This is a genomic window from Micromonospora sp. NPDC002575 (assembly GCF_042889525.1).
GTDB classification, from domain to species: domain Bacteria; phylum Actinomycetota; class Actinomycetes; order Mycobacteriales; family Micromonosporaceae; genus Micromonospora; species Micromonospora carbonacea.
The window spans coordinates 211674-230288 of sequence record NZ_JBIARA010000005.1; the positions used below are offsets into that span (position 1 = coordinate 211674).

Annotated in this window: 13 protein-coding genes and 2 pseudogenes; 8 read left to right on the top strand and 7 right to left on the bottom strand. The window is 70.0% G+C overall.

Annotated elements, in window-relative coordinates:
* Positions 1–4530, top strand: a complete 4530-nt coding sequence (locus ACFYWL_RS10775) for an FtsK/SpoIIIE domain-containing protein (RefSeq protein WP_386970267.1) — start codon at positions 1–3, stop codon at positions 4528–4530.
* A gap of 128 nt (positions 4531–4658) precedes the next feature.
* A complete protein-coding gene (locus ACFYWL_RS10780) occupies positions 4659–5177 on the top strand; it encodes a hypothetical protein (RefSeq protein WP_386970270.1) in 519 nt (172 codons plus the stop codon).
* Positions 5178–5303: 126 nt separating this feature from the next.
* Here ACFYWL_RS10780 and rph read toward each other — a convergent pair whose 3' ends face one another.
* From rph to ACFYWL_RS10795, 3 genes and pseudogenes are all read right to left on the bottom strand, one after another.
* Entirely contained in the window at positions 5304–7979 is a 2676-nt protein-coding gene (gene rph, locus ACFYWL_RS10785) for a rifamycin-inactivating phosphotransferase (protein ID WP_386970273.1), read from the bottom strand.
* A 345-nt stretch (positions 7980–8324) separates the two neighbouring features.
* Positions 8325–8684, bottom strand: a complete 360-nt coding sequence (locus tag ACFYWL_RS10790) for an SDR family NAD(P)-dependent oxidoreductase (protein ID WP_386970561.1) — start codon at positions 8682–8684, stop codon at positions 8325–8327.
* A pseudogene (locus ACFYWL_RS10795) lies at positions 8677–8814 on the bottom strand (PEP/pyruvate-binding domain-containing protein); the annotation flags it as partial. The gene ACFYWL_RS10790 and the pseudogene ACFYWL_RS10795, both read right to left, overlap by 8 nt.
* A 448-nt stretch (positions 8815–9262) precedes the next feature.
* Between ACFYWL_RS10795 and ACFYWL_RS10800 the strand changes: the two are divergent.
* On the top strand, positions 9263–9535 hold the full coding sequence (locus ACFYWL_RS10800) for a hypothetical protein (protein WP_386970276.1): 273 nt from the start codon (positions 9263–9265) through the stop codon (positions 9533–9535).
* Between the two features lie 362 nt (positions 9536–9897).
* Here ACFYWL_RS10800 and ACFYWL_RS10805 read toward each other — a convergent pair.
* From ACFYWL_RS10805 to ACFYWL_RS10815, 3 genes and pseudogenes are all read right to left on the bottom strand, one after another.
* Positions 9898–10446: pseudogene (locus tag ACFYWL_RS10805) on the bottom strand (GNAT family N-acetyltransferase); the annotation flags it as partial.
* Positions 10447–10975: 529 nt separating this feature from the next.
* A complete protein-coding gene (locus ACFYWL_RS10810) occupies positions 10976–11635 on the bottom strand; it encodes a response regulator (protein ID WP_386970278.1) in 660 nt (219 codons plus the stop codon).
* Positions 11626–12771 (bottom strand): sensor histidine kinase, encoded by a 1146-nt coding sequence (locus ACFYWL_RS10815; protein ID WP_386970281.1) that lies wholly within the window; start codon positions 12769–12771, stop codon positions 11626–11628. Before ACFYWL_RS10815 ends, ACFYWL_RS10810 begins: the two co-directional genes overlap by 10 nt.
* Before the next feature lie 128 nt (positions 12772–12899).
* Between ACFYWL_RS10815 and ACFYWL_RS10820 the strand changes: the two genes are divergently transcribed.
* Entirely contained in the window at positions 12900–13193 is a 294-nt protein-coding gene (locus ACFYWL_RS10820) for a hypothetical protein (protein WP_386970284.1), read from the top strand.
* Between the two features lie 80 nt (positions 13194–13273).
* The gene (locus ACFYWL_RS10825; RefSeq protein WP_386970287.1) at positions 13274–13966 is read left to right on the top strand and encodes a hypothetical protein; all 693 of its coding nucleotides are present in this window, start codon (positions 13274–13276) and stop codon (positions 13964–13966) included.
* Between the two features lie 305 nt (positions 13967–14271).
* On the opposite strand, the gene ACFYWL_RS10830 is transcribed toward ACFYWL_RS10825, so the two are convergent.
* Positions 14272–14439 carry a hypothetical protein gene (locus ACFYWL_RS10830; RefSeq protein WP_386970573.1) on the bottom strand — a complete coding sequence of 56 codons (168 nt, stop codon included), beginning with the start codon at positions 14437–14439 and terminating at the stop codon, positions 14272–14274.
* Between ACFYWL_RS10830 and ACFYWL_RS10835 the strand changes: the two genes are divergently transcribed.
* From ACFYWL_RS10835 to ACFYWL_RS10845, 3 genes are all read left to right on the top strand, one after another.
* Complete coding sequence (locus ACFYWL_RS10835) at positions 14392–15099, top strand: tetratricopeptide repeat protein (protein ID WP_386970290.1); 708 nt, start codon at positions 14392–14394, stop codon at positions 15097–15099. The two genes, ACFYWL_RS10830 and ACFYWL_RS10835, sit on opposite strands and share 48 nt — an antisense overlap.
* A gap of 469 nt (positions 15100–15568) precedes the next feature.
* Entirely contained in the window at positions 15569–16360 is a 792-nt protein-coding gene (locus ACFYWL_RS10840) for an SDR family NAD(P)-dependent oxidoreductase (RefSeq protein ID WP_386970293.1), read from the top strand.
* 251 nt (positions 16361–16611) lie between these two features.
* Positions 16612–18522, top strand: coding sequence for a BTAD domain-containing putative transcriptional regulator (locus ACFYWL_RS10845; protein WP_386970564.1), 1911 nt, complete (start codon positions 16612–16614; stop codon positions 18520–18522).
* The last annotated feature ends 93 nt before the right edge of the window (positions 18523–18615 follow it).

Here is an 18615-nt window from a genome sequence, read left to right on the forward strand (position 1 = left end):
ATGGAGTACGAGGTCACGGTCGTCGACCGGCGGGGTCGTCCGAGCCCGATGCTCATCCAGGCCGGGCCGGCGGCCACCGTCGGGGCGCTGCGTGACGCCCTCGGCGAGGGGCCGGGCGGGGCGGCGCTGTTCCTGGGCGCCGAGCGGCTGTCCGACGAGCGGCGGCTGGCCGACATCGGGCTGGTCACCGGCGGGCGACTGGCCCTCGGTCAGCCGGCCGGCCGCCGGCCGGCGGTGGCGCGGGGCAGCGACGGGCAGGCTCCGTCGCCGGTCCGCGAGGTCGCGGTGGTGGGTGGGCCGGCCGCCGGGGCGAGCGCCCTGGTGGCCGCCGACGGTTCGCCCCGCACGCTGGTCCTCGGCCGGGCCGTCGGCTGTGACCTGGTTCTGGACGACCCGGAGGTCAGCCGACGGCACGCGGCGATCCGGTGGGACGGGGCAGGTGCGGTCACCGTCGCCGACGGCGGCTCCCGGAACGGCACCGGCTCGCGCGGTCGGCGGATCACCGAGGAGACCCGGCTGGACGATGGTGACCTCGCGCAGTTGGGCGAGTCCCTGGTGGTGGTGCGGCGGTATCCGGTGGCCGACACGCAGCTGGAAACCGACCCGGCGCTGGGCGTGCGGCGGTTCAACCGACCGCCCCGGATAGTGCAGCCGCAGCGGCAGGTCGAGGTGTCCGTGCCGGCCGCGCCGGAGCAGCCGAAGGGGATCCGCTTCCCGCTTGCCACGGTGCTCCTGCCGTTGCTGCTGGCCGGGGTGATCTTCCTGCTGCTGCCCAACTCCGGGTACTACCTGATCTTTCTCGCGTTCGCGCCGCTCATGGCGGTCGCCCACGTCGTCACCGAGCGGCGGGGCGGACGCCGGGAGTACCGGGAGAAGCTCCGGGACTACCGGGCCGGGCTCGCGCAGGCCCGGGAGCGGCTGGCCGCCCTGACCGTCAGCGAGGAGCACACGAGTCGGGAGCTTTTTCCGGACCCGGCGGCGGTGCTCCGGATCGCCACCGGCCCGACCGGCCGTCTCTTCGAACGCCGTCCCGCCGACCCCGACTTCGGTCTGCTCCGGATCGGGCTGGCCGAGCGGCCGGCCGCCGTGCGACTGATCGGGCCGGGTGCCGCCACCGAGGCCGTGCCGACCGCCCACGACGTACCCGTGACGGTACCGCTCGGTACGGCCGGGGTCCTCGGGCTGGCCGGCCCGCGCCAGTCGACCATGCCGATCCTCCGGGCCCTACTCATCCAGGTGGCGACCCTGCACGCCCCGCACGACCTCGGCCTCGTCCTGCTCACCGGGCACGACGAGGCGACCGAGTGGGAGTGGCTGAGTTGGCTGCCACACACCGTGCCGCACCGGGCCGACCTGGCCTGCCGGCGGATGGTCGCCTCCGACCGGCAGCAGGCCGAGCACCGGATCGCCGAGTTGCGGCGGATCATGGACGAACGGCTGGCCGATCGGCAGGCCGGGCTCCGTGACCAGGCACCGCCGGGACGACGGCTGCTGGTGATCGTCGACGGGGCCCGCCGGCTGCGCACCCTGCCCGGCCTGGCCGATCTGCTCACCAGCGGCCCGGCCGCCGGTCTGTACGCGCTCTGCCTGGACACTGCGGAGTCCAGCCTGCCGGACGAGTGCCGCGCGACGGTGGTGGTGACCGGAGCGGCCGGTACCCGGGTCAGGGTGCTGAACGAAGGTCTGGGACCCCAGCCGGATGTGCTCGCCGACGGGCTCTCCCGCAGCCGGGCAGCCCGGGCCAGCCGGGCGCTCGCTCCGGTCCGGGTGCTCGGTGCCCGGTTCGGCGACGACGGCGACCTCCCCGATCAGATCCGCTTCCTCGACCTGGCCGGCCTCGGTACCGACCCGACGGCGCAGGACGTCGTCGAGCGCTGGGCGGCGCAGCCCTCCGGTCGTACCACGACGGTGCTGATCGGTGCGGACGCCACCGGACCCGTCACCGTCGACCTGCGACGGGACGGACCGCACGCGCTGATCGCGGGCACCAGCGGCGCCGGAAAGTCGGAGCTGCTGCAGACCCTCGTCGCCTCGCTCGCCCTCGGAAACGCCCCGGACGCGCTCAACCTGGTGCTGGTGGACTACAAGGGCGGCAGTGCCTTCGCGGACTGTCGGGACCTGCCGCACTGCGTCGGGATGATCACCGACCTGGACGGGCACCTGGCGGATCGGGCACTGGCCTCGCTCACGGCCGAGCTGCGCCGCCGAGAGAGCATCCTGGCCGAGGCCGGTGCCAAGGACATCGAGGACTACTGGGCCGGCACCGGCGGCCGGCTGCCCCGGCTGGTGATCGTGGTCGACGAGTTCGCCACCCTGGTCGAGGAGGTGCCGGAGTTCGTCACCGGCGTGGTCGGCATCGGCATGCGGGGGCGCAGCCTGGGGGTGCACGTGGTGCTGGCCACCCAGCGCCCCGGTGGGGTGGTCAACGCGGAGATGCGGGCCAACGTCAACCTCCGGCTCTGCCTGCGGGTCACCCGCGCGGAGGAGAGCGCGGACGTGGTCGACGTACCCGATGCCGCCCGGATCTCCCGGCTGCATCCCGGGCGGGCCTACCTGCGTACCGGCCACGCCGACCTGACCATGGTGCAGGCCGCCCGGATCGGTTGGCCCCGGTCAGCAGGCGGCTCGGACCCCTGTGCCGACCAGCGGGTCACCGCCACCCCGCGTCGGGTGGCGGACCTCGGCCGGCCGAGGGCGGGCGACCGGCCCGAGCCCGACTCGGCAGCCGGGACCGGCGGCCATGCCGGTGAGACCGATCTGACCGTGTTGGTCGCGGCGATCCGGGCGGCGGCGCGACTGATCGAGGTGGCCGCACCGAGCGGCCCGTGGCTCCCACCTCTGCCGGACCGGATCACCCTCGCCGAGCTGGAGTCGGCCGTGCCTCACCCGGCCGTGCCTCACCCGGCCGTGCCTCACCCGGCCGTCCACCACGCGGCGGGCGGCGACCCGGCGTCCCGCGAATCGCCGGTGGCGGTGCCGCTCGGCCTGGGCGACCACCCGAGCGCCCAGGCCCAGTCCCCCTTCCTCCTCGATCTGGACCGGACCGGCCCGGTGGTGATCGCCGGCATGGCCCGCAGCGGACGGTCGACCGCGCTGCGCGCCCTGGCCGCCGGGCTGGCCACCCGGAGCGGGCCGGCCGACGTCCATCTCTACGCGCTCGACCACGGTGGTCGGGCCCTCGCCCCGCTGGCGGCACTGCCACACTGCGGTGCCTGGGTGGAGGGTGAGGAGCACGAGCGGACCGGCCGCCTGCTCGATCTGCTCGACGCCGAGGTCGCCCGGCGCACCCGGTTACTCGCCGCCGGCGGGTACACCGCCCTGCGGGAGCAGCGGGCCGCCGCACCAGCGGCGGACCGCCTGCCCTACCTGGTGCTCCTGGTCGATCGGTACGAGGCGTTCCTGGCCCAACACGGCGAGACCGACGGCGGACGGCTGGTCGAATCCCTCGACCGCCTGCTCCGACGCGGCTCGGCGGTCGGCGTCCTACCGGTGTTGACCACCGACCGCTCCGGCTTCGGGCACCGGCTCGGTAGCGCGGTCGCCACCCGGCTGGTGCTGCGCCAGGCCGATCCCGAGGATGTCGCCGTCTTCGGCGCCGACCCTCGCGGTATGCCACGGACCATGCCGGACGGCCGGGCGGTGGCCGTACCGTCCGGGACGGAGGTGCAGATCGCGCTCCTGGCCCCCGACCCGGACGGCGCCGCCCAGGCAGCGGCGGTCGAGCGGCTCGCCGCAGAGGCATGGGGCCGCTGCCAGGGTCTGGACCCGGCCACCATGCCGCGCCGGATCGACCCGCTGCCCGCGTCGGTGACCCTGGCGGAGCTGGCCGAGCTGCGTGCCGGTGCGGCACCGGTCGGGGTCGCCACCTGCACCGTCGGTGTCGGCGGGGATCATCTTCGGCCCATCGACCTGGATCTCGCCGAGACCGGGGCGACCTTCCTCGTCGCCGGGCCACCGATGTCCGGGCGCAGCACGGCGCTTCTCGCGCTGGTCACCTCGCTCGGTGGCCGGCGATCCGGTGACCTGCCGGTGCTGGTCTGCTGCCCCCGCCGGTCACCGCTGCTGACCGGCCTCGCCGAACTGCCGGGCGTGGTCCGGGTGCTGCGTGGCGCGGAGATCGACACCGACTTGGCGGACGCGGTCGCGGAACTGGCCGGGCCGGTCGCCGTGGTCGTCGACGACGCGGAGTTGCTCGGCGAGGGGCAGGCCGCCGACGTCCTCGAACAGCTCGCCCGTTCGGCCCGCGACCATGGCAACCTGGTGCTCGCCGCCGGCACCACCGAGGAGTTGGCGGTGCACCGCTACCGCGGCTGGCTCTCGGCGTTGCGGCGTGGTCGACACGGACTGCTGCTCAACCCGTCGTCGTACGTCGACGGGGAGGTCTTCGACCTGAAGCTGCCCCGCTCGACCCGGGGCGGCTGGCCGGCCGGCCGGGCCCTGCTGGTTTCCCGTGGGACCACCCTCCCGGTGCAGGTCCCGTTGAGCGGGTCGGATGTGCAGGTGGTCGGCGAGTCTTCCCGGTGCCGTTGACCTCGCATGACGGGTCGACTCACGTGTCCCGCTGGGGATGGCGATGATCGACTGCCCAACAGCAACAGCGGGGACTGGCCGTCGAGCGCCTACGCGCTTATGTCGGTTCCACTCACAGGAATGACGACGTGGATGATCTCGATGTTCGGCTGGGACAGTGGGAACGTGGTGGGTCTGTCTTCCGTCAGAACGTCGTGCGATGGAGATCATGGTTACCACTGTGCATCTCGCTGATGGTGGCCGCTGCTGGGGTCGGACTGACGTGGGAGAGCAACCCGTTGGGTGGCGAACGCAGCGGGCTGGCCGTGATGTTCGGCCACCGGGCCTCGGTGCTGCTCGCGCTGGTCTTTCTGGGTTCGCTACTGGTGGCCTTCGGCGGTGCCATGGCCGCCGTGGTGCACGGCCGGAAGACGTATCCCGTCGCGGTACTGGTGTGTGCCATGGCTGCGATGGGCAGCATCAGTTGGTACGGCATACAGGTTGCGGGTGAGCGGGTACGCGCCATCGGCATGGACAGTGCGGGAAACCTCATCGAGCCGGAGGCGGCCAGTCGCCTTGGCGTCGGCTGGTATCTCACCGCTACCGCGCTTCTGATAGCGCTTGTGCTCGCGGCCGACCTCGCCCGCCGTGCCCGTGCCGCTGGTTGATCAAGCTTGCAGGAGGGTCGCCCGGCGCGACGCGCTTCGCGGCAGTGGTGTGTGCATCGTGTCGATGCGTGCCTGACAATCAGGACGTCAGTCGATGTGTGCGGCATGCCCCGCCTCGCCCTTCGGTCAAGGCAGGATCTCGACGTACCCATCGGTTGCGTTCACGCGGATCCGCTGCCCGTCCCGGATGAGCCGGGTGGCGTCCACCACGCCGACGACGGTGGGTAGGCCGTACTCCCGTGCGATCACCGCGCCGTGGGTCATCAGGCCGCCCACCTCCGTGACCAGGCCCGCGATTCCCACGAACAAGGGTGACCAGCTCGGATCGGTGTAGGCGGTGACCAGGATGTCGCCCGCTTCGAGGTCGGCCTGGGCCAGGTCGAGGATGACGCGGGCCCGCCCCTCGACGGTTCCGGCGGAGACCGGCAGGCCGACCAGCGCGCCGGCCGGTACGTCGTCGCGTCGGTACGCCCCGGAGATGGCCTCGCCGTCGGAGGTGAGTACCCGTGGCGGGGTGAGCGTCTGGTACGAGCGGAACGCCTCCTTGCGTTGCTGAATGAGCTGGTGATCCAACCGGTGCGAGCGCGCGGCGTCGTGGAGTTCGGCGAACGTGAGGTAGAAGATGTCGTCCCGGTCCGGGATCACGTGGGCCCGCACGAGGCGTTCGGCCTCCGCCAGCAGGGCCTGCTTGTAGACGAAGTAGCGGCTGACGATGCCGTACTTCGGGTACTCCCGGTAGCCGATGAAGGTCCGGACCCGGTCGATCATCCGCTTGGTTTCCTCGGCCTTCTGCTCCCCGTCCGGTAGGGCCCGCAGGCGGGTCAGCACGTCCTGTTCCTTCTGCCGAGCCTCCTGCCGTCCTTGCTCGAAGCGCCGCTTGGCGGCGCCGGGCTCGAAGAGCTTGATGTTGTCGAGGATCAGGGGTACGAGCGTGCCGGGGCGTTCGCTCCAGCGTGGTCTGGTGATGTCGATCTCGCCGACGCAGCGCATGCCGTACCGGTCGAGGTAGGCCCGGATGGCGTCGCGCGCTTCGGTCCCGCCCGGGAGCTTCGGCAGCTCGTCCAGGAACTGCCCGCTGTCCCGCTCGCGAGTCTCGCGGAGTTGCCCGCCGTTGCGCTCCCGGGCTTCGGGGAGGCCCTCGCCCGCGACGCTCCGCAGGAACGCCACCACCTCCGGATGTGGGCGGATCACGTCCGCGACGTCGAGCAGCGCCAGTCCCATCTCGGACGTGACGTTGCCGGGGGCGGAGAGGGTGAGGGTGTCGGCGGCGTTCTTCTCACCCAGCCACTCGTGCAACTGGTCGTTGAGCCACCAGGTGGCCTCCATCCCTGCCATGATCGCCTGCATGTTCAGCGGCTCACCGAGGACTCGCTTGTGTTCCTGAAAGGCCGCCAGCAGGAAGTCGAAGAGCGCCGGTCCGGTCAACGTCGCGATGTCGCGGCGCAGGGCGGCGATGGACGCCTGGTCGCGCTCGACCAACTCGGCGACGATGGCCGGGTCGGTCTCGATCGGGGCGGACGCGCCGCGGGCCAGGAACCTGCTGGGCCCCCCGCCGGTGCTCTCGTCCGGGAGGGTCGGGATGAAGTCGCCACGGTCGAGGACGGTCTCCAGCGCGTCCCGCATGAGTGGTTCACCCCGTCCCACCATCTCCAGGAAGCCGACGCGGCTCCTGGGCGAGGTCAGTAACGGGGTGGCATCGACGAAGAGCCGCCCGCCGGCCTCGTGCATCGGCGCCATGGCCGTCAGCTGCCACACGGAGATGCCCAGGGGCTTCATGGCGTCGGTCATCATCTGCTGGTGGCCGACCGAGAGGTAGACGTGGTTGCCCTGGTCGGCGGCCTCGGGGATGGGGAAAAGCGTGGTGATCGGCCGGCTCTGCACGATCTGGAAGTCGTCGTCGACCAGGCACCATTCGATGTCCTGCGGCCGGCCGAAGTGCGCCTCGATCCGCCGCCCGAGCCGCACCAACCGTACGACCTGGGCGTCCGTGAGCGCCGGCTGCTCCCGCCGCCCCGGGTCGATCGCCACCTGCTGTGTCCCGCCGGTAGGCACGGCGTGGATGGCGAATCGCTTGGCGGCGACCGACCTGGTGACGATCCCGCCGTCGCGCACCCGGAAGACGTCCGGGTTCACCAGGCCGGAGACCAGGGCCTCGCCGAGGCCGAAGCTGGCGTCCACGGTGGCGACCTTCCGGTTCCCGGTGACCGGGTCGGCCGTGAACAGGACGCCGGCCGACTGCGGGAAGACCATCCGCTGTACGACCACCGCCATCTGGACCTTGTGGTGGTCGAAGCCGTTGCGTAGGCGGTAGGTCACCGCCCGCTCGGTGAACAGCGACGCCCAGCACCGGCTGACGTGTGCCAGGATCGCCGCCGGTCCGACGATGTTCAGGTGTGTGTCCTGCTGGCCGGCGAAGGATGCCGTCGGCAGGTCTTCCGCCGTCGCGCTGGACCGGACAGCGTAGGCGGCCTGCTCGCCGAGGTGGGCGAGTGCGTCAGTGATCTCCGCGGCCAGGTCGGCGGGGATGGTGACCCCTTCGAGCGTGGCACGAATCTCCGCACTGAGCGCCCGGATCGCCTCCCGGTCGTCCGGGGCCAGGCGCGACAACTGATCGAGCCGATTGTCGAGCGACGGCGCTGCCCCCACGATCCGCCGGAAGGCGTCCGTCGTCACGCAGAAACCAGCCGGTACGCGGACGCCGTCGATCCGCGACAGCCCGCCCAGGTGCGCGCCCTTGCCGCCAACGAGCGCAGCCTGCGTCTCGTCGACCTTGTGAAGATCCACCACGTACCGCGCGGTCACCGCGACACCTCCGAAGCGGTCGTGCCGCAGCGCGCCGCACCGGTCGCGCTTTCCTCGCACATCGACAGCACACCCATTGTTTGCCCCCCGTTCTGCAGGTTTATGGAATCGACCGACGATTCTGCGCCACGACCGGGGTCTTGCCGCAAGCCCTCCTGTGCGCTATATATTAAGAATGGCAGGGGAAATCTCCCTGCCATTGCTGATTTGACAACGCTTCCCACGAAGCGGCGGCACGGCGGCGCAGTCGTGAGGCAAGGCAGCGATGCCAGGAGCCGTTTGAGGATGTTCCCGGGTGCCGCGCCCCGGCTCGCCGGCTGTCGCCTTCCCCCGTGCCGAGGTGAGTCAGGTGCCGATGCCGAGGTGGGTGCCGCCGGCGACGTCGAGCGAGACGCCGGTGATGTAGCGGTTGGCCGGATCGGTGAGGAACAGCACGGCCCGGGTGACCTCGTCGGGCTCGGCGAAGCGACGCATCGGCAGCTGCATCGCCCGGGCCCGCCGAGCCTCGTCGGCCGCGCCCGAGTCGCTGGCCTTCTGCGCCCACATGGCCGTGTTGACCGGGCCCGGCGAGATCGCGTTCACCGAGATGCCGTGCGGGCCGAGCAGCCCGGCCATCGAGAACATGACGTGCAGCACGGCGAGCTTGCTGGCGTTGTAAGGCAGGTAGTCGGCCCGGGCCTCCTTCGCCGCGACCGAGGAGAACAGCCGCTGGTCCGACGATGTTCAGGTGTGTGTCCTGCTGGCCGGCGAAGGATGCGGTCGGCAGGTCTTCCGCCGTCGCGCTGGACCGGACAGCGTAGGCGGCCTGCTCGCCGAGGTGGGCGAGTGCGTCAGTGGGCTCGTCTGGCGGGCGCCGCGCCATCCGATCTCCGCACCCGTGACCGTCAGCATGCCCACCAGGGCCCAATGGCAGCACCAGCGGCACCAGGCGCAGCGCCTGCTCGCTCGGCTGCCCTTCGACGACGCCCAGCGCCACGGACAGCAGAGCAGCGTGCTCTCGAAGGCGTGGATCTGTCGCAAGGACCTGTCTACCGATGGCTCCATGCCTGTTCCCACTGCCGCCCGACTCGCGAGCTTCGCCCGTGTCGCACCAATCAAACTTTATGCCTTGCTGAGATAAATTCACTGTGGCGTGTCGTTATTGAAGTGACCCGCAAATTGATCTTTCGGTCAGGGTGCAAATCGATCTCGCCCTAATCTCTATCGTGTTGTAATTGATCTGTTAACATCTATGTGATGTCGATCGCCGACACCGGCAAGAACGAAAGCAGAGGAGATTCCCCGTGCGTAAAACCCTGCGCCGTATCGGTCTGGTGGCGGGAATCCTGGTCGCCACAATCGGCGTCGGCAGCGGCGTGGCAGCTGCAGCCCCGGCCTCAGTTTCAGAAGCTGCTTCCATCAAAGCTCCCGCCGTGATCAACGCCACCTGGGTGTACATCGGCACCTATCCAATTTCGGACTGCGTGTCGTACATGCTCTGGTACAACAGCCAGGGCTACCTGGCGCAATGCGCTGCGGTCTCGAGCACGCACGCTGCGCTTTACGTCTACGCCTGATCAGGATTTGAGCACGCGAGCCTGAGCGGTGGCCATGCAGCCGGACGCGCAACCCCGACCAGGGCCCTCGCCCTCGCCCTCGCCCTCGCCCAGCCTGCCCCATAACTACGCCTAACTCTATGAGCGTTGGAGCCTGCGCCAGCAGATGATGGCGCAGGCCAGGGTGAGGAAGGCTTCGTGGATGTCGTCGCGGATCTGCCAGCGGACGCGGAGGCGGCGAAGCCAGTGCAGCAGGACGATGGTCTGCTCGACGACCCATCGTCGGGTGCCGAGTCCTGACCCGTGGGGTCCTTGCGCATGCACCAGGTGCGGGGGCCGTTGCCAGGGAGTTGGAGGTCGGCTGTGACTGTGAAATTGAGTCGCTCGTAGAAGGCCACATTCCGCTCGCTGGAGGTCTCCAGAAACGCCGGATAGCCCGCGCGTTCGGCCTCTTCGATACCGGGAAGCAGCACCGCGCTGCCAAGGCCCTGCCCCTGGGCCTCGGGGGCGGTCCCCACCGTCTCCAGGAACCATCCTGGCTCCTGCGGCCGATAGGGCGCGACGGCCTGCTGTGCGGATGCAAAGGCAGCCGCCCGATCACCGCAAAGTTCACCGAGTATCGGACCGAGCTCGGCGAACGCGGGCGAGGGATCCTGATCGGGGGTGGCCCAGACAGCCACAGCGCGGCCTCCGTCGGCGACCCACACCCGGCCGTACACCATTGCGATGCGGGTCAGGCACAGCTCCTGGAAACGCCGGATCCGGTCCTCGTGACCGTTCGCCGCGATCACGTGCCGGGTAAAGGGATAGTCCGCGAAGGCCCGGGCAAGGGTATCGACCGCGGTCGGGACATCGGCGCCGGTGATGGGACGCACGGAAGGGGCGTCCTGGTGCTGCGACATGCTCACCAGGCGATCCTGGCAGCAGGTCATTTCATCAGCAACGCGTATGACCAGGTATGCCCTACACAACTGCCGGCCCCAGGAAGCGATGACCTTACGTGCGGATGCCCCGCCGCCACACCTGTCGGTGTATAGGCCATCACCGACCTCCGCGCCGCCGGCATCACCAACACCGCCGCCGCCAACCGCCACCACTCCCGCGACAGCACCCGCCCGCTGGCCCTACTCGGCATCACGTAACGACTTTGCCGGGCCCTGATGCGGAGCCAGGACGCGTGGAACGCGTCGGTGGTGGCCGAGCCGGCGTCGGTACGCAAGGCAGCCGACGCCCCGGACGGGTCCAGCTACGTCTCGGTGGATTACAGACCGTCGCCGCCTCGCCGGGGCCGACCTGATCGACGAGTACCAGATCTTCGTGCATCCCATCGTGCTCGGCGCCGGCACCCGATTCTCCCCGCCGTCGGCCCAGCGGCAGGCCATGATGCTCGTCGAGGCCCGCACCTTCGACGGCACCGTCAACGAGCCTCCGGTACGCCCGGGCGCGAGAGGTGTGACCTGGTCAGGACGTGCGGCGCGCCTGATAGACAAGTAGGGCTACCTGCACGCGGTTCTCGGCCGCGGTCTTGGACAGTATTCGCGACACGTGCGTCTTCACGGTCGCCTCGCTCATGAACATGTCGGCAGCGATGGAAGCGTTCGAGCTGCCGGCGGCGATTCCCTCAGCCACCTCCAACTCCCGTTCTGTGAGCCGCGCGAGCCGGCGCCGAGCCTCGTGCGTTTGCGGATCGCTTTCTCGACTGCTGATGTGCGACACCAGCCGTTCTGTGACCTGCGCCGAGAACACCGAATCACCGGCGGCCGCCATGTGCACAGCCCGCGCGATCTCCTGCGGTGCGGTCTCCTTGAGCAGGTAGCCGAGGGCACCCCCCGCAAGCGCTTCCAGCACGTAGTGGTCGAGATGGAAGGTGGTGAGGATCAACACCGCGGGTGGATCCGGGCGCCGGCGCAGCTGCCGAGTCGCGGTGACGCCGTCCATGACGGGCATCTGGAGATCCATCATCACGACATCGACCGGATCGTTGCGAGTCAGGTCCAGGGCTTCCTGACCGTTGGTGGCCTCACCAACCACCTGGATGGTGGGATCTGCCGACAGCACCATGCGCAATCCGGTCCGCACCATGGCGTCGTCGTCGACGATCAGTACTCGGGTCACTTCCACGTCAGCTCCGCACACAGTTCGAATTGGTGGGACTCTGAGATGCCGTAATGCAGTTTTCCGCCCGTCAGGGCGACTCGTTCTGTCAGCCCAATCAGGCCGCGATCGGACCCGGGCATCTCCAGCCTCTCGGCCGTCAGGGGATTGCGTATTTGCAGGAGCAAAGCGCCGGATGTGCGCCGCAGGGTGAGCGACACAGCGGAGCCGGGGGCGTGCTTCCGGGCATTCGTCAGCCCTTCCTGGACGATGCGATAAGCGGCGCGTCCCACATCTGGCGGGACACCATCCGCGATGTCGGGAGCCCTCGCTACCGCCACTCGCTGGCCGGCGTCCGCGGCGTCGCGGAGCAAGTCGTCGACGCGGTCCAGCCCCGGTTGCTCCAGTGATCGAGGCTCGTCGGCTCGCAGAACACCAATTGCCGCGCGCAGTTCCTCCAACGCCTGGACGGCGGCAGATCTGATCAACTGGGCAGACCGGCGGACATCGCTCTGGGCCGGATCCGGCATGACATCGAGGCCACCCGCGTGTAGAGCCACGAGAGAGATTCGATGCGCGACGGCGTCATGCATTTCCCTCGCAATCCGGGTGCGCTCGGCACGGCGAATCTCTCTCTCCCGCAATTCTTGTTCCCGCTCCAGCCGCTCCGCCCGCTCCCGGTAAGAGTCGAGCAATGCTTCTTGCGCCTGCCGTAACGCACCCCAAGCGGTCAATGCCGCGGCGATGGCGACGTTGACCGTGAAGGTCAACAACAGCGAATTGTTCTTGGGATACAGCGTCCAAAAGAAGCAGCCGCAGACGACATTGAGCGATGCGATGAGCAGCGCCACCGTCAGCTGTCGATGGCGTGCCACGGCGTAAAGCGCCAACATGTTTGCCAGTCCGCCGGAGGCGAATACGGCGGCGACCCCCGCCAAAGCCAGCGCCACCGGTACGGGCGCACGGCGAGAGAACACCAGGGCAGCGCTGGCCAAGGCACCGAACAGCACATCAATCCAGCGTGCTACACCCGCCGGAGCCTGCTGCAGAACTCCATATAGAAGGGCAAGTCCGCCCGCGAACGAGACAAGCACCAAGAATGCGGGTCGAACATGCGACAGCCACCCGCGGCCCGGCTGGATTTCGGTCTTGACCTCGCTCACGCGACGAGCCTAGGGAAGAGATCGCCCGCATGCAATGCCCTTCCGTCGACCGCGCGTACAACTTTAGTTGGTGAGTCTGCCCGGAAGGATCGATGTGCGGTGTCGTGGAGCCTGGCGGAATTGTGGCCATGAACTCCACCCCGACTTTGCAAACCATCGGCGAACGTACTCGAAGCTTCGTTGGCGACGTGCTGAGGCCACCTAGCACGCCGACCGGGTCCCCTCGGCGGATCGTCGCCGCTCGACAGATCACCGCCGTGGTCGGCTCTCTCGCGACCCTCATTCAAGTGGTGATCTGGCTACTGATCGGTGTTATCGGCGGCGATCTGGCTTTGCCATGGTGGCTTCTCACCGCGGTCGCCACCGCCGCAGTTGTCGGCGGACTCACAGTCGCCGACGGGCTGGCCGCAGACATCCGATGACCGGACCGGACGCGCCAGCGGAACTCAGCGCGCCGCCGGGGCGCAACCCCACCCGAACCCCACACTCCTCTGGAGCAGACATGCCCACCAGGTTCACCTCGATTCAGCGACGCGTCACAGGTCTGAGCGGAATCGCCGGCGGAGTCGTGTCGGTGCTGATGGTTGCGCTGTACTTCGTCTACTCCGGGCCGCCGCCCCTGGCGAACGTGCTCGGTCGCAACCTCATCACCGTCGCCACGTTCACTGGCTTCCTCATTTTCTCGGTCGGCCTGTCTCGCATGCTCAGGGCCAGCCGACATGGGGACCCGGGGCTCTCGGGAACGCTTGCGGTCACGGCGCTACAGGCATATATCGTGGTCACCCTGGTCTCCGCGTCGTTGGAGACCGGAACGTCCCTGTGGTACCCGGACGGTTCCCTGGATCCGACAGTGGACGGCCCGCTCGCGTCCGCGGTCGTCCTCCTGCACGGCCCCATCGCTCGGGTCCTCGTGGCCACGTACCTTATCGCGCTGAGCATCGCGACCCGTAATGGTATCTTCTCGGCCCGGGTCCGTCGATGCAGCATCATCCTGGCCGCAGCCAACCTTGCGCTCGTGCCGTCAGTTTTCTTCGGCATGAACGCGGCCTCGTTCTACGCCGCAAACGGTTGGGGCTCCGTCGCCCTCATCGGACTGATCAACGTGATCTGGTTCGGCGTCCTGGGCCGAGCGGTCCTCAAGACCGGAGTGACTGCTGCATCAAGCGGGGAACCAATTCACTCGCTCACTCGTTGACCGAGATCTACCTCCCAGACCGCAGAGGCTGTCCCGGTAGCGGTGGCCCCCGGGGCGATAACCGCAACAGCATTGAACAAGGCGTCCGACCTGCCGCAGCGCAGGTCGGACCCTTGCCTTGCGGCACGCCGTCTATGAGTGGTGCGGGGACCGCTCGGCCCCCCCACCACGATCGTTACCGCTCGAGCAGCGTGGCTACCGCCTGATGCCGTCCGCGATCGCGGCGATCACTGCCCCCGCGACGCCTCGCACCGTTGCTGGATGCGTCTGCCTTCGGTCTCCATCGTGGAGCCGCCACTCGGGGGTCACATGACGAATGGGAAGGTGCTCCAGCCGTGGCCGAGTTTGGTCGGGGTGGAGAGGGCGTAGTTGTTGTTGGGGTAGTACCAGAGGTAGCCCGAGGAGTCGACGCCGAGGACGTCAGCGTGCCCGTCACCGCTGAAGTCGGAAACCGTCCCCGTCGGACACTGCACGACCCGGCCGCGCAGGCGACCGCCCACCGTGGCGTGGCCCGTGGCACCACTCAGCTCGGTCGCCACGACGACGCGTACACCCATCTCCAGCACGCCCTCGACCTCTACACCCGGATCGGCGACCGAGTCGGCCAGGGCTACACCCACTACAACCTCGGCTACCTTCGGCAGCGACAGGGCCGCTACGACCTGGCCCTTGGCCACGGCCAACAGGCCCTCGTCGTGCACCGGGCTGCCGGCCACCGCCCGGGACAAGCCCACGCCCTCAACTCCGTCGGCTGGTGCCACGCCCAGCTCGGCGACCACACCCAGGCCCTCACCGCATGTCAACAGGCCCTCACCCTGTTCCAGCAGCTCGGTGATTGCAGCGGGCAGGCCAGCACCTGGGACAGCCTCGGCTACGTCCACCACCACCTTGGCCGCTACAGCCAGGCCATCGACTGCTACCAGCACGCCCTCGCCCTGCTGCGCAATCTCGGCGAGCACTACCACGAGGCCAGTGTCCTGACCCACCTCGGCGACACCCACCACACCTCCGGCAACCCCGCCGCCGCCGGCGCGGCCTGGACGGACGCCCTGTCCATCCTCACCGGCCTTGGCGATCCCGGCGCGCCGAACCTCCGCGCGAAACTGCACGCCCTCGACCAACAGGAGGAGTGACGGCCTGAACCGGCCCCACCCGACGACTTCCCCGCTACCACGGCATGGTCACCCCACGGCTGCGTCCTCCGCACGTCCCGGTCCGGTGACCCGCTGAGCCATCGTCCTGCGCGCGCTGCTTCCCCCACGACTCCCACCAGCCCACTCCGCGTCGTGAACGAACAGGGGGAAGTCGATTCGAACGTTGAGGCTAGCCGGGTGGGGTGCGCCCCGCAGCGCCGTGACCAGGGAGGATGCGCCGGAAGGTCTGGTACGCCCGGCGCTCGAACCGGCCGTCCTGTTCGGCGGCGCGAGGGGCCAGAGCAGGCTCGGCGGTTTGCTGATGGCCTGCCCGGCGAGGTGATGCAGCCCGATCCGGTCGCTCATCGGATGCTCATTGGCGCGCGGCAACCTCGTAACCAACCCGCCGGGTGGCCCGGCAGGGTGCGCGGTCCCGGCTCCGGCCGGTGGCCACTCACAAGGAGGGCAGATGGACCTGCAGCTCAAGGGCAAGACCGCGTTCGTCAGCGGATCCAGTCGGGGCATCGGCTATGCGATCGCGAAGGCGCTGGCCGGTGAGGGTGTCGACGTGACTCTCAACGGTCGCGACCATGCGAAGCTGGTCGAGGCCGTCGAAGCGTTGCGTCGCGAGGTGCCCGGCGCTTCCGTCAGGGGTGTGCCGGCCGACTTCGCGGTCGCCGACGACGTCGACCGGCTGTGCGACCAGCTCCCGGATGTCGACATCCTGGTCAACAACGTCGGGCTTTTCGAGCTCAAGGACTTCGATCTCATCTCCGACGACGACTGGCGGCTCTACCACGAGGTGAACGTGCTCAGCGGAGTCCGGCTCGCTCGGCGGCTCCTGCCAGGGATGCTCGATCGGGGGTGGGGCCGGATCGTGTTCGTCAGCAGCGAGTCGGGCGTCAACGTTCCCCCCAACATGATCCACTACGGCACGTCAAAGACGGCGATGCTCGCGGTGGGCAACGGCCTGGCGAAGCTCACGAAGGGCACCGCGGTGACCGTGAACTCGGTGCTGGGCGGCCCGACGTACTCCGATGGCGTTGCCGTTACGGTCAAGACTCTGGCGGGCGCGCAGTCCATCCCTGAGGAGCAGATGAAGGCAGCGATCATCGGAACCAACCAGACGACGCTGTTGGGACGCTTCATCGAACCGAGGGAGATCGCGAACGCGGTGACCTTCGTCGCCAGTCCGGTCGCGTCCGCGATCAACGGAGCGGCGGTGCGCGTCGACGGAGGTGTGCTGACAACGCTGCTGTGAGCCCTGCCGTCCACCCGTCCTGATGATCGATCATCCTGCCGGCGAAGTCGCCGAAGTCGCGAATCCCGCGCAGCAACGGGACGTCGGTCATCGGGCAGCGTTTCCCACTGGAGCAGGCTTCCGCGCCCCACGCCGTGATGGAGGACCACACGGCTGCCGGAAAGATCCTGCTGATCTGCGGAATGCCGATGAGCCGCGAATGAGCGCCGGAGTAGCGTGGCGAGGTGATCCGATTCGGCGTTCTCGGGCCGGTGGTCGCCGAGGACGCGCAGGGCCGGCCGGTCGCGCTGAGAGGGCCGATGCACCGGGCGGTGCTGGCTCGGTTGCTGGTGGCGCGGGGGAGGGTCGTACCCGTACAAGATCTTGTTGATGATCTTTGGGTTTCGCCTCCGGATGGTGCGATCGCCGCCGTGCGGACGTTCGTCGCTGCCCTGCGCCGCGCGATCGAGCCGGACCGCCCGGCGCGGGCGCCGGCGACGTTGTTGGTCACCCAGGGCCTCGGGTACGCGTTGAAGTGCGCGCCCGATCAGGTGGACGCCTGGCGGTTCGAGCAGGCTGTCACGGAAGCCAGAACAGCGGATCCGGCGGCGGCGCTGGCCCGGCTGGACGAGGCGCTGGCCTGGTGGCGTGGTCCCGCGTACGCCGACTTCCCGGACGCCGCCTGGGCCCGCGCCGCACGCTCCCGACTGGCCGAGCTGCGTCTACAGGCCGTCGAGCAGCGGGCCGAGGCCCGGCTCGGCCTGGGCCGGGCCGCCGAGGCCGTCCCGGACCTGGACGAACACGTCACCGCGCATCCCTGGCGGGAGCAGGGGTGGCGGTTGCTCGCGTTGGCCCTGTACCGGTCGGGCCGGCAGGGCGACGCTCTCGCTGTGCTGCGTCGCGCCCATGAGCTGCTCGCCGAGCACCTCGGGGTGGAGCCCGGCCCGGCCCTGCGGGCGCTGGAGATCGACATCCTGCGGCAGGAGCCGCGCCTGGACGGCCCCGCCCGGCCGGATCCGGCCGGCGAGGTGCTGATGCGTGCCGCTTCCGCCTACGACCGGGTGCACTCCGGGGGCGCCCGGCTGGAGTCTGCGGTCGGGCTGCTGCGCAACCTCGCGGTCACCGGCCCGGGCGGGCTCGAGGTGGCCCGGGAGCAGCGGGCCGCGGCGGTCGCCGCCGCCGAGCAGCTCGGTGACCCGGAGCTGACCGCGCGGGTGATCGGCGCCTACGACGTGCCGGCGATCTGGCCCCGCGCCGACGACCCGGAGCAGTCCGCCGGCATCGTCGCCGCCGCCGAACGGGCCCTCGCGGGCCTCCCGCCGGTCGGCCACGAGCCGGCCCGGGCCCGGCTGCTGGCCACCATCGCGCTCGAGTCACGCGGCACCCGTGACCCCCGGCCGCGTGAGTGCGCCCGGCAGGCCGAGGCGATCGCCCGCCAGATGAACGACCCCGCGCTGCTCGCGTTCGCGTTGAACGGCGTGTTCATGCAGAGTTTCCACGCTACCGGCGGATCGGTGTGCCGCGATGGGATCGGCGCCGAGCTGGTGAGCCTGGCGAACCGGCACGGGCTGGCCAGCGTCGAGGTGCTCGGCCACCTGATCCGGCTGCAGTCGAGTTGCGCGGTGGCCGCGTTCGACCGGGCCGACCAGCATGCGCGGGCCGCCGACGACCTGGCCGGCCGGCACGAGCGGCCCCTGGTCGGCGTGTTCACCCAGTGGTACGGGGCACTGCGCGCCGACCTGGCCGAGCAGGTGCCGGCCACCCGGGCCGAGACGTTGTACCGCGCCGCGGCAGCCCGGCTGGATCAGGCGGGGATGCCCGGCATGCGTGACGGTCTGCTGCCGCTGGCGCTGCTCGGCATGCGCCTGCGCCGTGGCCTGCCGCTCGTCTCCGAGGACGGCGGGTGGGGGCCTTACGACCCGTGGGTGCGTCCCCTGGTCGAACCGGGCCGGATCGCGCTCGCCGCCGTTCCGGATCCGCCCGCGGACCTGCTCGCCGAGGCGCTGTGGTGCCTGTTCGGGCGGGCCGCGATCGCTGCCGGAGACCAGACCGCCCTGGTACGGGTCAGGCAGGCGCTCGCCCCGGCAGCGATGGAGTGGGCCGGGGCGGCGAGCGGGGCGTTGACTGTCGGTTCGGTCGCGGATCACCTGGCGGCGCTGGACACCGCCCTGCGCTCCGGCTGACCTCACCTCTCACTGGCTGTCTTGACCTGGACTTCGATCATCCGCCGCGGCGGATGTGAGTGGCCGGCGAGGACGCCGGTGCGTTCGACGCGC

Coding starts and splice junctions, on each gene's coding strand:
- ACFYWL_RS10775 (WP_386970267.1), top strand. CDS start 1: ATGGAGTACGAGGTCACGGTCGTCGACCGGCGGGGTCGTCCGAGCCCG.
- ACFYWL_RS10820 (WP_386970284.1), top strand. CDS start 12,900: ATGAACTCCACCCCGACTTTGCAAACCATCGGCGAACGTACTCGAAGC.
- ACFYWL_RS10825 (WP_386970287.1), top strand. CDS start 13,274: ATGCCCACCAGGTTCACCTCGATTCAGCGACGCGTCACAGGTCTGAGC.
- ACFYWL_RS10840 (WP_386970293.1), top strand. CDS start 15,569: ATGGACCTGCAGCTCAAGGGCAAGACCGCGTTCGTCAGCGGATCCAGT.